This window comes from Leptolyngbya sp. FACHB-321 (assembly GCF_014695975.1).
Taxonomy (GTDB): domain Bacteria; phylum Cyanobacteriota; class Cyanobacteriia; order Leptolyngbyales; family Leptolyngbyaceae; genus Stenomitos.
Map to the genome: position 1 here is coordinate 70,155 of NZ_JACJPI010000040.1, position 13,391 is coordinate 83,545.

The 13,391-nt window shown below is 49.7% G+C and carries 13 protein-coding genes; 6 read left to right on the forward strand and 7 right to left on the reverse strand.

The features are described from left to right. Positions 1 to 44: 44 nt before the first annotated feature. Together nadA and H6F76_RS05030 are read right to left on the reverse strand one after the other, a co-directional pair. Complete coding sequence (gene nadA / locus H6F76_RS05025) at positions 45 to 1,007, reverse strand: quinolinate synthase NadA (protein ID WP_190506436.1); 963 nt, start codon at positions 1,005 to 1,007, stop codon at positions 45 to 47. Between the two features lie 95 nt (positions 1,008 to 1,102). After that, positions 1,103 to 2,104, reverse strand: a complete 1,002-nt coding sequence (locus H6F76_RS05030) for an aromatic ring-hydroxylating dioxygenase subunit alpha (protein WP_190506439.1) — start codon at positions 2,102 to 2,104, stop codon at positions 1,103 to 1,105. 411 nt (positions 2,105 to 2,515) lie between these two features. Between H6F76_RS05030 and H6F76_RS05035 the strand changes: the two genes are divergently transcribed. The 5 genes from H6F76_RS05035 (at position 2,516) to H6F76_RS05055 (ending at position 7,179) form a co-directional block, all read left to right on the forward strand. Then, positions 2,516 to 3,043 (forward strand): hypothetical protein, encoded by a 528-nt coding sequence (locus H6F76_RS05035; RefSeq protein ID WP_190506441.1) that lies wholly within the window; start codon positions 2,516 to 2,518, stop codon positions 3,041 to 3,043. A 251-nt stretch (positions 3,044 to 3,294) separates the two neighbouring features. Continuing rightward, positions 3,295 to 4,467 carry a hypothetical protein gene (locus tag H6F76_RS05040; protein ID WP_190506443.1) on the forward strand — a complete coding sequence of 391 codons (1,173 nt, stop codon included), beginning with the start codon at positions 3,295 to 3,297 and terminating at the stop codon, positions 4,465 to 4,467. Between the two features lie 217 nt (positions 4,468 to 4,684). Beyond that, positions 4,685 to 5,398 (forward strand): sugar transferase, encoded by a 714-nt coding sequence (locus H6F76_RS05045; protein ID WP_190449966.1) that lies wholly within the window; start codon positions 4,685 to 4,687, stop codon positions 5,396 to 5,398. A 352-nt stretch (positions 5,399 to 5,750) separates the two neighbouring features. Beyond that, positions 5,751 to 6,299 (forward strand): CDP-diacylglycerol--glycerol-3-phosphate 3-phosphatidyltransferase, encoded by a 549-nt coding sequence (gene pgsA, locus H6F76_RS05050; protein WP_190506444.1) that lies wholly within the window; start codon positions 5,751 to 5,753, stop codon positions 6,297 to 6,299. 52 nt (positions 6,300 to 6,351) lie between these two features. After that, positions 6,352 to 7,179, forward strand: coding sequence for an SMI1/KNR4 family protein (locus H6F76_RS05055; protein WP_190506446.1), 828 nt, complete (start codon positions 6,352 to 6,354; stop codon positions 7,177 to 7,179). A 118-nt stretch (positions 7,180 to 7,297) separates the two neighbouring features. On the opposite strand, the gene H6F76_RS05060 is transcribed toward H6F76_RS05055, so the two are convergent. From H6F76_RS05060 to H6F76_RS05080, 5 genes are all read right to left on the reverse strand, one after another. Further along, positions 7,298 to 8,938 carry a deoxyribodipyrimidine photo-lyase gene (locus tag H6F76_RS05060; RefSeq protein WP_190506448.1) on the reverse strand — a complete coding sequence of 547 codons (1,641 nt, stop codon included), beginning with the start codon at positions 8,936 to 8,938 and terminating at the stop codon, positions 7,298 to 7,300. 152 nt (positions 8,939 to 9,090) lie between these two features. Then, positions 9,091 to 9,303 (reverse strand): hypothetical protein, encoded by a 213-nt coding sequence (locus H6F76_RS05065; RefSeq protein WP_190506449.1) that lies wholly within the window; start codon positions 9,301 to 9,303, stop codon positions 9,091 to 9,093. 284 nt (positions 9,304 to 9,587) lie between these two features. After that, positions 9,588 to 9,962 (reverse strand): response regulator, encoded by a 375-nt coding sequence (locus H6F76_RS05070; protein ID WP_190449961.1) that lies wholly within the window; start codon positions 9,960 to 9,962, stop codon positions 9,588 to 9,590. Positions 9,963 to 10,248: 286 nt separating this feature from the next. Further along, positions 10,249 to 10,758 carry an isoprenylcysteine carboxylmethyltransferase family protein gene (locus H6F76_RS05075; RefSeq protein WP_190506451.1) on the reverse strand — a complete coding sequence of 170 codons (510 nt, stop codon included), beginning with the start codon at positions 10,756 to 10,758 and terminating at the stop codon, positions 10,249 to 10,251. Positions 10,759 to 10,773: 15 nt separating this feature from the next. Continuing rightward, positions 10,774 to 11,733, reverse strand: coding sequence for an aldo/keto reductase (locus H6F76_RS05080; RefSeq protein ID WP_190506453.1), 960 nt, complete (start codon positions 11,731 to 11,733; stop codon positions 10,774 to 10,776). A gap of 210 nt (positions 11,734 to 11,943) precedes the next feature. Here H6F76_RS05080 and H6F76_RS05085 point away from each other — a divergent pair, with 210 nt between their 5' ends. After that, a complete protein-coding gene (locus H6F76_RS05085; RefSeq protein ID WP_190506455.1) occupies positions 11,944 to 13,389 on the forward strand; it encodes a BCD family MFS transporter in 1,446 nt (481 codons plus the stop codon). The last annotated feature ends 2 nt before the right edge of the window (positions 13,390 to 13,391 follow it).

Here is a 13,391-nt window from a genome sequence, read left to right on the forward strand (position 1 = left end):
TGGCTTCTGACTTCTGTTTTAGCCTTTAGCCTTTAGCCTTCTCCTCAAGCGCTCATCTCCAACATGCGCTGAATCGGCTTCAGTGCTGCTTGTTGCGTTGCTTCAGGTAGCGTAATTTCAGGGGTCTGGTGCTTCATGCAAAGGTAGAGTTTTTCCAGCGTGTTCAAACGCATATGGGGACATTCGTTGCAAGCGCAGTTGTTGATGGGGGGAGCCGGAATGAACCGCTTGTGGGGAGCAACCTTTTCCATTTGGTGAATAATGCCGGGTTCGGTAGCAACGATGAAGCTTTGGCTGGTGCTTTGCTGGATGTAGTTGAGCAAAGCAGTGGTCGAACCAATGTAGCTAGCATGGCGTAGAACGGCAGGTTCACATTCGGGATGGGCGATCGCTTCTGCTTCGGGATGCTGGATTTGCAACTGCACCATCTTTTTCTCAGAAAAGGTTTCGTGTACCATGCAACTCCCCTGCCACAGCACCATCTCTCGTCCCGTTTGCTCCATGACGTATTTGCCGAGATTACGATCGGGTGCAAAGATAATTGGCTGATCAACTGGAATCTGATTCACAAGCTTCACTGCATTGGCGCTGGTGCAAATAATGTCACTCATTGCCTTGATGTCGGCAGTGCAATTTATGTAGGAAATTACCAAATGGTCAGGATATTTTGCTTTAAAGGCAGCAAAGGCGTCGGGTGGGCAACTATCTGCTAAAGAACAGCCCGCCTCCAAATCTGGCAGCAGCACAAGCTTGTTTGGGTTGAGAATCTTCGCGGTTTCTGCCATGAAATGGACGCCAGCGAAGACAATCACATCCGCATCGGTCTGGGCTGCCTGCTGCGATAAACCCAGCGAATCGCCCAGATAATCGGCAATATCCTGAATATCATTATCTTGGTAGTAGTGCGCCAGGATGACGGCATTGAGTTCACGCTTCAGATCAGCGATCGCTCCAAACAAATCACTCGGCAGTTCAGTCCTGGGAGGAAGAAGGGTACTTGTAAACACAATAATGTCTATTGAAGTAGAAGCTCAACTTCCTAATTATAGTTTTATCCACCAAAATCAGCAAACACTTTCTATCTTTTCATACCAAAATAGCCTTACTCCTTATTCCCCATATTCCTGACCAACGCTGCTAGCTTCCGTCGCATCACAATGCCTGGTTTATCCGTTGCCATGTGCTGTTCGGCGCTAAGGCTCAAAGGTACGTCATAATCGGTTCCTTCCAGAATCATGCGGTCTTCTAGCGTAACAGCACGATCGAAGGCTACGACACTTTCAGCGGTGACAGCCTCCTCCGTATCATTTCGCAGGCAGAACTGGACGATTTGCGAGGAGCAATCGTCGATCGGTGTCGCAGCAGTAAAAATTAGATGAATCAAGCCATTCGGATAGGTAATCTTGAGCGTGCGGATGAACGGCATAAACCATGTGCCTTCGCTAATTCGCACGGTTCTACCTGCCTCCATCTGCAAATTTTGCTTCTGTAGGTCACTGTTGAAAACAGGCAGCACGTAACGCATACGGAAGCCAAACTCGGTTTCTGTAAACGAGTCGGGCTGGGGTGGTACAGGTTCTTGCTCTACACCAAACGTCTTTGCATGAACAAAGTGAGGATGGGCATTGTCAAAGGAGTTTTCCATCAGGCGCAGTCCGGCACAGTGCCACGTCTCGTAGAATTCGGGAATTTGACGAAACTGCGGATCTGTTGCTTCAGGAATGTTAGGAATCGCCATCAGCGGCTCCTCTAGACAAACCCAGACATAGCCGTAGCGCTCTTGACAACGAAAGGCATCCACCCGATAGGTTTTTGGGATAGTGCCATTGCTAAGCTGCGGTACGTTTGTACAAGTGCCCTCTGCATCAAACGACCAGCCATGATAAGGACAGCGAATCGCATCATTAACCACTACGCCTAGTGATAGCCGTGCCGAACGATGGCAGCAACGATCGCGTACCGCTGCAGGCTTGCCAACTCCATTCAGCCATAGTGCCAGGGGTTCTCCTAAGAGTTGGAAGGATTGTGGTGTCACTGCCAGATCTGCTATGGGCATGACTGGATACCAGAACCGCTTCAGTATGGGTTGTTGGGTAACAAGCATAGAGGGACAAAGGTGCGATTGCTGGCATATGTGTGATTGAAAAGTTAAAGGCTGTGAAAGCGTTTTGGTTGAATACTGATAATTAGGACGAACGCAAATGTAAAACTCAACAGTGACAAAATTGTGGCGCGAGAGCAGGGCGATCGCTGTAGCCTCAAACACCCTCTGCAAGCGCTTCCACGTTCACTGTAAGGCAATTAGGATTAAGAACAAGCTCATCCTTTTGGTTAATCAAGCTCACCTCTATGGGTAGAGCTTGTTCGTTTGAAAAAGAAACTAGGTTGGATACAGCTAATAAATGTGAACAAAAAATGGGTGCTAGACAACTACTAGACTTTATGTTTGCTAAGTCTTTAGGTAGATTTTGTTCACGTTAGAAGCACCTTTTCAAGATGAGTTCAACAAAAGAAAATGTCAAACTTTAATCCTAATCCCGTCGATCCTGATCCTAATCGCGTTAGAACTAGCCGTGATGTTGCTCTAGATAACCAGCTTATCCGCGAGCAAAATATTGAAATGAAGGAGCAAAACCGTGCCATTCGTGAAAATGACAGTGCTGCTACAGGTTTAATGCTGGGCATCTTGCTTTTCGGGCTGGCAGCACTTGGTTTTGGTGCGTACTTCATGACCCAGCGCCCTACAGCAACACCGACTCGCACGATCATTCAGCGCGAACGTACAACTGTCACGCCAGCCCAGCCTTCGCCTGCCAAACCACCTGATGTCAATATCACAGTGCCTAACCCTGCACCGCCTAATGTGAATATTGCTGTTCCCGAACGCGCTGCCCCAGCTGCCCCCGCTCCTGCTGCTCCAGCCCCAGCCCCAGCTGCCCCTGCTCCTGCTGCCCCCGCGCCCGTTGCCCCCGAGGCGAGCACGCCCCCAACAACAGAAGCTCCCTCTGACACGGCACCGCAGCCTTCTCCGGCAAACCCATAATTTTGCAATTCACAATTTTGTACGGTTGCTACAGTTAGCTACTTTAAAAGCACAATAACGACTTAGTTGATTCTGTGACCATCCTGCTTGACGGGGTGGTCATTTTTTATGCGGCTAGAAAGATGAGGACGGTATGATCATCATGACTACTTTTCCTTGTCGATCGCTCTATGAGATGGCTAACAAAGCAGCCGCTTTTATTTTGCATATCGCTGTCAAGCAGTCTTTGTTTTGTAGGCAGCGCTGAGAAGTTGATCGCGAACACGCCTGCAACAGCCGGGTTGCAGCAAGAGCAGCCGCCGAGCGTGCAAAACATTCGGCTAGCAGCACCCGCCTTAGACCAACCTGTAGCCAGCCCCCCGCGATCGCACCGTGCTCCCTCGCAATCCTCACGTTCGTCGATCGCCCCTTTTCCTACCTTTAACAGCCAGCAACTTGACCAGCAGCTACAGCGCTATCTTCGCTTTGTCGCCCAGTCTGGGTCACCCGATATCCTCATTGTTGGCAGTTCGCGAGCCTTGCAGGGCATTGACCCAATCGTGCTTCAGCAAACGCTTGCCCAGCGAGGTTATCCCAAGCTAAAAATTTTCAACTTTGGGGTGAATGGAGCCACCGCGCAGTTGGTTGATCTGATCGTACGTAAACTGCTCGCACCCGACCAATTACCGCGCTTGCTGCTCTGGGCAGACGGTGTACGAGCTTTTAACAGTGGTCGTGCTGATATCACCTACAACCGGGCGATCGCCTCCCCTGGTTACCAACTGCTAGCGGCTGGCATTCGTCCCGTCCTAATGCCTCCATTGCTTCAGAGGGAGCCGCTCTGCATTGCCCTGCCATTGCAACGTTCGACCCGTGACGCGCTTAGTCCGCTCAAGTCTTTCAATGTTGTGCCGTCTTTCGCTCCAGCGTACCAACAACGCCTGTGGTGTTGGGAACCGTTAAGAGCGCTCAGTCAGCCTGAAGCTCTCGTTAAGCCAGAGGAACGGATAGTCGATGTTCAAGAGACGACTGGCTTTCAGCCGCTATCAAATCAGTTCAAACCTGATGAGTATTTTCAACGCTATCCTAAAGTCCAAGGCGCATACGATGGCGACTATCGAGACTTCACGCTCAATGGTAAGCAGACGCAGGCACTTAACAACGTTGTCATGTTTGCCAAAGCTCGCCAGATCTCGATCGTTTTTGTTAATCTGCCCCTGACGCAAATTTATTTAGACGAGACGCGTACTGCGAACGAACAGCAGTTTCGTACCTATTTGCAGCAGTTTGCTCGATCGCAACCGTTGACCGTTCACGATCTAAGTCAACGATGGCTGTATCAAAACGCTTATTTCACAGACCCCAGCCACCTGAATCGTCATGGCGCTGCTGCTGTCGCTACTCAACTTGGCAAAAGGCTCATACTTCCTTCCGTTCAGCCCTGACAACGCATCGCCCATTCATTAAGCCTCAGTAAAAGCTCTGGTTTGCAGGTGTCATTTAAATTAACTTTCCTAGAGAAAAACACTGAAACTTCATACTACTCAGTAGGAGTTATAAAGATTGAGCAAACGTACTTATAGACACTGGGCAACGCTAGGTGAAGTTGCGTATCTTTAGTGGAAGGCAAAGAGAAACCTAGTAAAGCCAATTACGAACGTGATGATTACTTCTGACATTCCAACTGCTCTCCGAATCGCTCTCATTAAGCGTGACAAAGAAGCGGGTCAGGCTACCAGCGTTCCTCCTCAGGAATGTGTTCGTACAATTCATCCATCCGTTACCAGCAAAGCCAAGCGTTTAGTTGATATTGTTGGTGCCCTAGTCGGGCTGGCAATCACCGCAATGGTTGCTATTCCAGTGGCGATCGCAGTGCAATGCGATGACCCTGGTCCCATCTTTTACAGTCAAATTCGCTGCGGTTTAAAAGGCAAACCCTTCCGCATCTGGAAGTTCCGCTCGATGGTGATGGATGCAGACAAGCTGAAGCATCTCGTCAACAATGAAGCTAAAGGTGGCATCTTTAAGAATAAGAATGACCCTCGCATCACCCGTATTGGTCGCTTCCTACGCCGCACCAGCCTTGACGAACTGCCGCAATTCTGGAATGTGCTGCTAGGGCACATGAGCTTAGTTGGCACTCGTCCGCCTACAGTCGATGAAGTTATTCGTTACGAGAAACATCATTGGGAGCGTCTTAACGTCAAACCTGGCATCACAGGTGAGTGGCAAGCAAATGGTCGATCAACTGTGATCGATTTTGAAGACATTGTGAAAATGGATGTCGAGTACCAGCGCAAGTGGTCGATCGCTTACGACCTACATTTGATTGCAAAAACTATCCTTGTTGTTCTGGATAAGAAAGGTGCCTGCTAAGAACGAAATAAGCTAGAGCGCTGCTGCAACAAGTTATTGGTTTGATGTAACGGCTACGGTTTAACACCATGATCATCTGCTAGGGATATCTGCTAGGTCTTTCAACTGCCATTGCTCCTGAGAACATGAACGATTAGGACAGTCTCTAAGAGGCTGTCCTCTTTTTTGCGCTGAGTTTAGACTGTGGACGTTGTAGGTTAGACGTTATGGCAGTAGTTAGATTCGTTAGGATGACGTGCAAGGTGAAACCTTTGAGGCAACGCCTCCTGCGCCCTTTGATCTCAATGTCCTAACCCTTATGGCGATCGCTATAGTCCAAGATGATGTTAGTTCAAGATCAAGTTAGTTCAAGATGAACCTGCCAACCTGGATCACAGTTTCTCGTTTGCTGGCAGTGCCATTACTGCTCTACGGTTTACGGACCCCAACGATCGAGGGGCGTTGGTTCATGCTGGTTGTTTTTTTAGTGGCAGCGGGCACTGATTGGGTAGACGGCTATCTGGCTCGCAAGCTCAATCAGGTGACAGAACTGGGCAAGTTCCTCGACCCATTAGTAGATAAGTTGCTGGTATTAGCACCATTGCTAGCTTTGATTGAATTGGGTCAGGTGCCTGCTTGGGGCGTGTTTTTAATTTTGGCACGTGAGTTGACGATCGCTGGCTGGCGCGTTAATCCCAGCCTTCAGGGCAGTACAGCTATTCAGGGCGCAAACCTATGGGGCAAGTTGAAAACAGTGAGCCAAATTGGTGCGATCGCACTACTCATTGCACCACTGGCTGAGACTTGGCAGCTTCCGGCCCTCGTTGCTTTCTGGCTCTCTGTAGCGCTCACCCTGGTTTCAGGTGTAATTTACCTGCTGCCTCAGAAACAAAGCGATGAAAAAGCCTCAAACCTGACATAGAGGTTACCAAACCACCTCATTTTGAGCTTAAGAGTACCCTTACTTTTCGCATATGTCTCTTTTAGTGGAAACTCTGAATAGAATTGTTGCTTTTTTAGAAAGTAGCCATCCAATAATGACTGACATCGCTCGATCTTTGCAGCCCGGTTTGTCATACGAAGAAATCACATCAAAACTTGAAGATTTTCCATATCTATTACCTACTGAACTGATCGAACTGTATCAATGGCGCAATGGTCAAGCAGGAGCTTATCCGGATGAATTCGCGCCATACTATCGGCTTCTATCTTTGGAAGATGCTTTAAAGGAATATAAATGCCAAATTGAACTGGCAAAGGAGTTTAGTGAAGACGATTTACCTTGGCAAAAACTATACGACCCTTGCTGGCTTCCTATCTTTAAAGAAGATTCAAACTTTTATGTTATTCCTACGTCCCTAAAACCTCAGAAACACTCACCTATTCTGGATAAAAGTGAATATTTTTGTAGTGACGATGTGTGGAAGTCAGAAGTTTTTCCAAATCTAACAAACATGATGCTTGCAGTTGCAGAATGCTGGGAGTCAGGAGCTTACCATATAGCAAAAAATATTTATGGAGAAGATTATTTAAGTATTCGTCTCAGCAATACAAGTATGATCAACCTCAAGTATCGACCAGGACGAAAGAGGTCAGTTGAACTGCTACTTAACGCCCAAGAATCTGAATTATCCAAGGAAGAACTTATTGGTGCTTACCATGAGCTGGTAGCGATTAATCATCCAAGAGCAGAAGAGACTTTAAAGCGGGGTTCTCAAAAATATGCCAGGATAGACAGCGATTTGTCAAACAGCTTGGAGTTCCTCTTGAGCGATTTAAAGAGGCAACAAGAATCAGGTTGAAATGAAGAGGTTTAGAGTTTTGCTAACAGTCTAACAAGCTGATAGAGCGGCAGGCGCAGGATCGCGTCAGGGTATGAAAGCCCTTTGCTGCTTATCATCTCTGTTATTAATGCTTGTCTTACAGCAAACTGAGTTGGAGATCGCCAGGTTCCGGTTTGGGTTTACGACGGGATGCTTTACGAGGTTTGACCTCTGCGTGAGCCACAAACCAGGTGCGTAGTGCTTGTGCTTGATGGGGGTCGATCGCATCTAGATCGAGCGGCGGCGGGAAGAGGCTATGATCCGAAGCCGTCGCCCAACTTACTTCAGTATCAAAGCGTTCTGCTCCAAAGGGCAGGAGACTAGCTGGCAAGCGCGATAGGTGTGGTACGACGTTTTCCAGTCCCAAAAATTGTTGACGCTGTTGCTCTAGCTGCTGGACTCGTTGCTTTCGAGCCTGTTTGTAATCGAGGATGGGAGTCGGATAGCCCTTCATTGGCAGCGGTGAACCGAGACTTGCGGGCGGCAGGTGCTTCAGTTCTGGTAGCCAGCGCTTGATGAAAATGCCGTCTGGATCACAGCGATCGACCGCCACTTGCCCAGGGTTATAAATGCGCGTCCAGGTTTTATCAACGCAATGCGTAACACCCGATTGCATTGCCCACTGATAATGGTCGATCGGGCAATCACCATCAATCAGGTGACGCATGAAGTGCAGTGCGCCGTAACGCCAGTCCATTCCCAGCAGATTGCTCAAAAAGCTGGAGTAAAGAGCACGGATGCGAAAGTTGAGTTCTTTCCAGCCGCCAGTTGCCTGGAGACACCGCGCTGCTGCATCGACGATCGGAAAGCCCGTTTCGCCTTGCTGCCACGCGCGGTAAAGCGTTTCGTCAAACGCCCAGCCATCATCATCAAAAATGTTGTAGAGCGATCGCAACTCTAGCTGCGGCAGGTAGCGAAACCGTTGGGCAAATCCATTGCCCCAACGCAACCGGGCGATCAACTGCTTACGGCTCCGCTGCACCCGCATGTCAGGCGAAGCTTTGAGCTGCTGCGCCATCTGGTAACATTCCCGCACAGAAATCGCACCAAATTTGAGGTATGGACTCAAACCTGTAGTCGCTTCGGCGCTGGGATAGGAAAGCTGCCAGTAGTAGCGATCTGCCTTCTCACGCAGAAATTCCTGCAAGAAGTTTCGTGCTGCCTGAGTGCCAGCAGGCGGAATTTGCTTGGCATCGGGCAAATGCCCTACGTCGGTAAGCGTCGGTAGGGGTTCGCTAATGACATCGGTTGGTACATGGATGTGACCAGGTGTGGGCACCATAGCCGCGTTCATGTCAGCGTACCACAAGTCCCGATAGTCAGGGTAGGGAATCAGGTCGGGCGTTGTAGCAAGCGGCTCAAACCAGCGAATTTTGAGGTTTTCTTGCGCTAAAGCGTTGTTCAAGCGGGCATCTCGCACCCGACCATAGATCCGCTCAAAGTCGATGTGGGCATAGATACCGTCTGCCTGAGTTTCGCGGATCAGTTGCGGTAGTACCTCTACTGGATCGCCCGATCGCAAAATCAAGCGCCCACCGCGATCGCGCAAGTCTTGATCCAGCGATCGCAAGCACTCTAGCATAAATGCAACCCGCGCTGAACCTGTTTCGGGATGATGTAGGAGGGCACGATCAAACACAAACACGGGAATGACCTCACCCCGCAATGCCGCACGATACAGTGGCGCATGATCCGCGACACGGAAATCCCGACGAAACCAGACGATCGTGCGGTTCATAGCTCAAGCTTGCACTAAGGGCACCCTCTCAGCTTAACAAGCCTTAAAGTTCTTAGCAGTTAGATCCATCGCTTAGAACGCAGCGAACAGTTAAATGCGTAGACCAGGGAACTTTCTAGCTTCCCTCGACCATACGTCGCCTAGCAGAAAGCTCAAGGATGATATGTCGCCGCACTCAACTGCAAATGATGGGTCGTATGCTCCCAGTGCGGATGAGTTCTGAAACCTAATGACTGATAGAACTGAGCGACTGCTAGAGTATCAGTTCGCAGCGTCAATAGGTGATAGTGCTGCTTGGCTCCGTGAATAATCTGATGGACAAGCGAATCGACCAACTCCCTGCTTTCGCCAGCCTGACTCAACATAACAAATGCCGCAATCGCCCAATGTAAGGGTCATTTAAATGGGGCTCTCGATTCAATCCGCTAATACCTATGACCGCACCTTGTACGGATGCTTTCAGTAAGATTTCATCTGGCTGATCAAAGCAATTCAAGCCACTACGGTATTCTCGAATCAATCGTTCAAAAAACTGAAGCTCTTGAGACAAGCTTTCCTCAACGAGATGATCGATTAATCCCAATTCAATCTTTGAAAGGCGAGTAATCTCGATCACTTGCATGGCTCTTAAGATGCCTTGAAAGACCGCTCACCCCTTCGTCTGTTGCAGCAGTTTTTTCACAGCAGCCAGCAAATCGGGTGGATGGTAGGGTTTTGTGACGTAGGCATCTGCGCCTTGCTTCATGCCCCAGTACACATCAAATTCTTCACTTTTACTGGTGCACATGATTACAGGAATATGCTTCGTTTTAGGATCATTTTTAATCCAGCGACAGAGTTCGTAGCCGTTTTTGCGCGGCATGACAATATCAGTCACTACTACGTCAGGAGTTTTTGCTGTAATCTTTTCAACGGCTTCTGCACCATCCACTGCCTCAATAACACTGAAGCCGCTTTTGCGAAATTGCTCTGAGACCATTTCCCGCACAGTGGGGCTATCGTCTACGATCAGAACTATAGTCATAACTCCATAACGGCTCAGTGATTAAGGGGCGTGATTGCGATAGTTTAGCGTGTTTGTAGAGCGAATAGTTGCCAGTTTCCCAGTGCTGCTTGCCTTACAGAAAACGGCACTGGTGCTGTAATCGGTTCGCTCTCATATGGTCAAGGCGTGCTCTTGTCTGCAACTTTCTTCGTACTTGTTTAATGCCATTCCTGGTCATTTATAGAATCTTAGTGAGATTAAATTGTTTTAAGCGAAAAGCTCACCATATAAGTGAACGAAAGGCTCACTACTTAGGTAAAACTGCTTAGTACAACCAGGGAATGAGCTTTTTGACGCGCTGCTGATAAGCACCATACTCAGGGTATTTTTGCCTCAGCCAGGTTTCTTCGAGGGTCGCTTTAGCGTTAAAGAAAACGAAGATGACGATCGCGCCAGCCAGATGACTGAGGCTTCTTTGATAGAGTGCCCAACTAAGCGCTGCGACAATCAAGCCGCTGTAGAGTGGATGCCGCACCAGACTATAAACGCCCGATTGCACGAGTTGGGCATCATCGCGTGGATGTGGTAATGGCGTAAGACTGCGACCCAGGTCAAGCAACCCTTTTGCCATCAGTACCAGAGCCAAAACCCCTAGCACTCCTGCCGCAGCCCATAATCCGTAGAGTGTTGATAGCGCTAACGTTCGTGCGGGAAGGGGATAGACTGGCAGCACCATAAAGCTAACAATGATGGCTGCTTGCGCAAAGACCCAATATTCGCCCCGTTGTCCCTGCCAGCTATTGACGCTAAAGCCCCAGTCGGTAAGGAGTTTCATAGTGCTAGTGTGATTTCATTTCCAGGCTTGTGTCGCGCGATCGAGCGTCTCAATTTCTTGCTCAGTTAAGCTCCAGCCCAGTGCACCAGCATTTTGCCGCGCTTGTTCTGCATTCTTTGCACCCGGAATAGGAATTACACCTTGAGCAATTAGCCAGTTGAGGGCAACCTGGGCGGGAGTCCGTTGATGCACTGCGCCAATGTCCTGAAGTAACCGAATGACAGGGGCGATCTTCTCTAGACCACTTTGATTGAAGCGGGGATCAATACGACGGGCACCCTGAAGTGGTTGAGCCTGGTGCGCTCGTGCCAACTCAGCCGTGTATTTTCCTGTTAGCAAACCTTGTGCCAGTGGACTGTACGCCAGGATAGTGATGCCTAGTTCGCGGGCAGTGTCAAAAATACCGTTGCTTTCAATCTGGCGAGTGAGTAACGAATAGCGCACCTGATTGACTGCCAGCGGTACGCCTCTTGCTGCCAGAAATTTGTGTGCCTGTCGCATTTGCTCTGCTGAGTAGTTGCTTACTCCCACTGTGGCGATTCTGCCTTGCTGTACTTCGTCTGCCAGGGCATTCATGAGGGCGCGCTTACCAAGGAGAAAGTCAAACGGTTGATGCACTTGATAGAGCGCAACCTGCGACACTTGTAACCGCTCCAAGCTAGCCGTTAATGCCTCAGAAACCGATCGAGCAGTGAAGCGCCAGGGCACCGGGAAGAATTTTGTGGCAATCTGCGCAGGTTTGTCAGTCTGCCGCATGAATTGTCCGATGAGCCGCTCGGATTCGCCAAAACCATAAATTTCAGCCGTGTCAAAAAAGTTAATGCCTGCCTCAAGCGTGGCATCGAAGGCTTCATGCACCTGAGCAGCACCGTAGTCGCTGCCGTAGCTCCAGAAGAGTTTGTCGCCCCATGCCCAGGTGCCAATACCAAGGGCTGTGACGGCAGGACCATCTTTGCCAAGTGTTACCGTTTGCACGCGATCGCTCCCTGTTTTTGGTTGGGTATATCTGGTCTTTAGTGTATCGCTTGGGTGAGGAGTGAGGGTGGCAGAAGGAAAGGGGAGGAGTGAAGGCTGAGGGATGAAGGCTAAAGGGTGAGAGATGAAATTTAGAGTAAGGGTGATACGTTTGAGCCTAATCTGGAGATAGATGTTGGCTATCGTTTGAAGGTATTTGAGGAATCGGTCATGTCAACGAGCAACGTGTCTGACTCACAGGCTTATCCATCGCCTTCGGAGGCTCCAATCTCCAAAATCAGTTTGCTGACAATGTTTCGGCTGGGACTCTACCAGATGGGACTGGGGATGATGTCTGTGCTGTTTTTGGGCGTGTTGAATCGGGCAATGATTGGCAATCTAGCGATTCCAGCCACGATCGCAGCAGGGGCGATCGCAGCGCACCAGTTTGTAGCACCCGCACGGGTTTGGTTTGGGCAGATGTCGGATAGCAGACCGATCGCAGGCTACCATCGCACAGGCTATGTGTGGCTTGGGACAACGCTGTTTGCGATCGCGTCTTTTCTGGCGGTGCAGGTGATGTGGCGCTTGGGTGCAGCCGTACAAGCGGCAGGTGGCTGGGCTTGGAATACCGAGACATACCTTTGGACTGCCTTACTTGCAGCCGTCTTTGCGCTATATGGCATGGCGCTGAGTGCAGGCTCAACACCCTTTGCCGCGCTACTCGTTGATGTTTCGGATGAGACAAATCGTCCTAAGCTAATTGGCGTTGTCTGGTCAATGCTGATGGTGGGTATTGTCGTGGGCGCGATTCTCATTAGCATCTTGCTGAAGCGCTTGACTCTGAACACGCCGCTAGATATTTTGCAAGCGGCAATCAATCGTGTGTTTGTGATTGTGCCAGCGATCGTCATTGGGTTAGCAGTGCTGGCAACAGCAGGCGTGGAGAAGAAATATTCGCTGTATGGGCTGCGATCGTCCTTAGCCGATCGGGAAGACAAAATCACGTTGGGCAGAGCGTTACGAGTTCTAACTGCTAGTCGCCAAACGGGCATTTTCTTCACTTTTCTGCTGGTGATGACTATTAGCCTATTCATGCAAGATGCCGTGCTAGAGCCTTACGGTGCCAAAGTCTTTAGCATGGAATTTTCTAAAACCACGTTGCTAAATGCCTTCTGGGGGACAGGAACACTCATTGGCATCAGCAGCGCTGGCTTTTTAGTGGTGCCACGTCTAGGCAAACAGCAAACCGCTAAAGTAGGCTGTCTGCTGGTCGCAGCGTGCTTTGTCTTACTCATTGCCGCCGGATTCACTGCTAATCAGACGGCACTCAAAGCAGTTGTCTTCGTGTTTGGTCTCGCATCTGGCATTACCACTACAGGTGCCCTCAGCCTCATGCTAGATCTCACTGCTGCGGAAACCGCCGGAACGTTTATCGGAGCCTGGGGTTTGGCGCAAGCGATGGCACGGGCACTATCTACAGTTGCAGGTGGTACGGTTCTAGATATCGGTAACAAGCTCTTTGCAGTGCCCGTGTTGTCTTATGGGCTGGTGTTTGCAGTACAAGCCGTGGGCATGATCGTGGCAGTAGGGCTGCTCAGTCGCGTGAATGTGGCAGAGTTTCAGTCGAATGCAAAAGCGGCGATCGCCACCGTTATGGGCAACGAACTTGACTGAGG

What these genes read in the sequence shown, in the direction of transcription:
- H6F76_RS05030 (WP_190506439.1), bottom strand. Translation starts at nt 2,104, where the DNA reads ATGCTTGTTACCCAACAACCCATACTGAAGCGGTTCTGGTATCCAGTC.
- H6F76_RS05035 (WP_190506441.1), top strand. Translation starts at nt 2,516, where the DNA reads ATGTCAAACTTTAATCCTAATCCCGTCGATCCTGATCCTAATCGCGTT.
- H6F76_RS05045 (WP_190449966.1), top strand. Translation starts at nt 4,685, where the DNA reads ATGATTACTTCTGACATTCCAACTGCTCTCCGAATCGCTCTCATTAAG.
- pgsA (WP_190506444.1), top strand. Translation starts at nt 5,751, where the DNA reads ATGAACCTGCCAACCTGGATCACAGTTTCTCGTTTGCTGGCAGTGCCA.
- H6F76_RS05055 (WP_190506446.1), top strand. Translation starts at nt 6,352, where the DNA reads ATGTCTCTTTTAGTGGAAACTCTGAATAGAATTGTTGCTTTTTTAGAA.
- H6F76_RS05060 (WP_190506448.1), bottom strand. Translation starts at nt 8,938, where the DNA reads ATGAACCGCACGATCGTCTGGTTTCGTCGGGATTTCCGTGTCGCGGAT.
- H6F76_RS05065 (WP_190506449.1), bottom strand. Translation starts at nt 9,303, where the DNA reads ATGTTGAGTCAGGCTGGCGAAAGCAGGGAGTTGGTCGATTCGCTTGTC.
- H6F76_RS05070 (WP_190449961.1), bottom strand. Translation starts at nt 9,962, where the DNA reads ATGACTATAGTTCTGATCGTAGACGATAGCCCCACTGTGCGGGAAATG.
- H6F76_RS05075 (WP_190506451.1), bottom strand. Translation starts at nt 10,758, where the DNA reads ATGAAACTCCTTACCGACTGGGGCTTTAGCGTCAATAGCTGGCAGGGA.
- H6F76_RS05085 (WP_190506455.1), top strand. Translation starts at nt 11,944, where the DNA reads ATGTCAACGAGCAACGTGTCTGACTCACAGGCTTATCCATCGCCTTCG.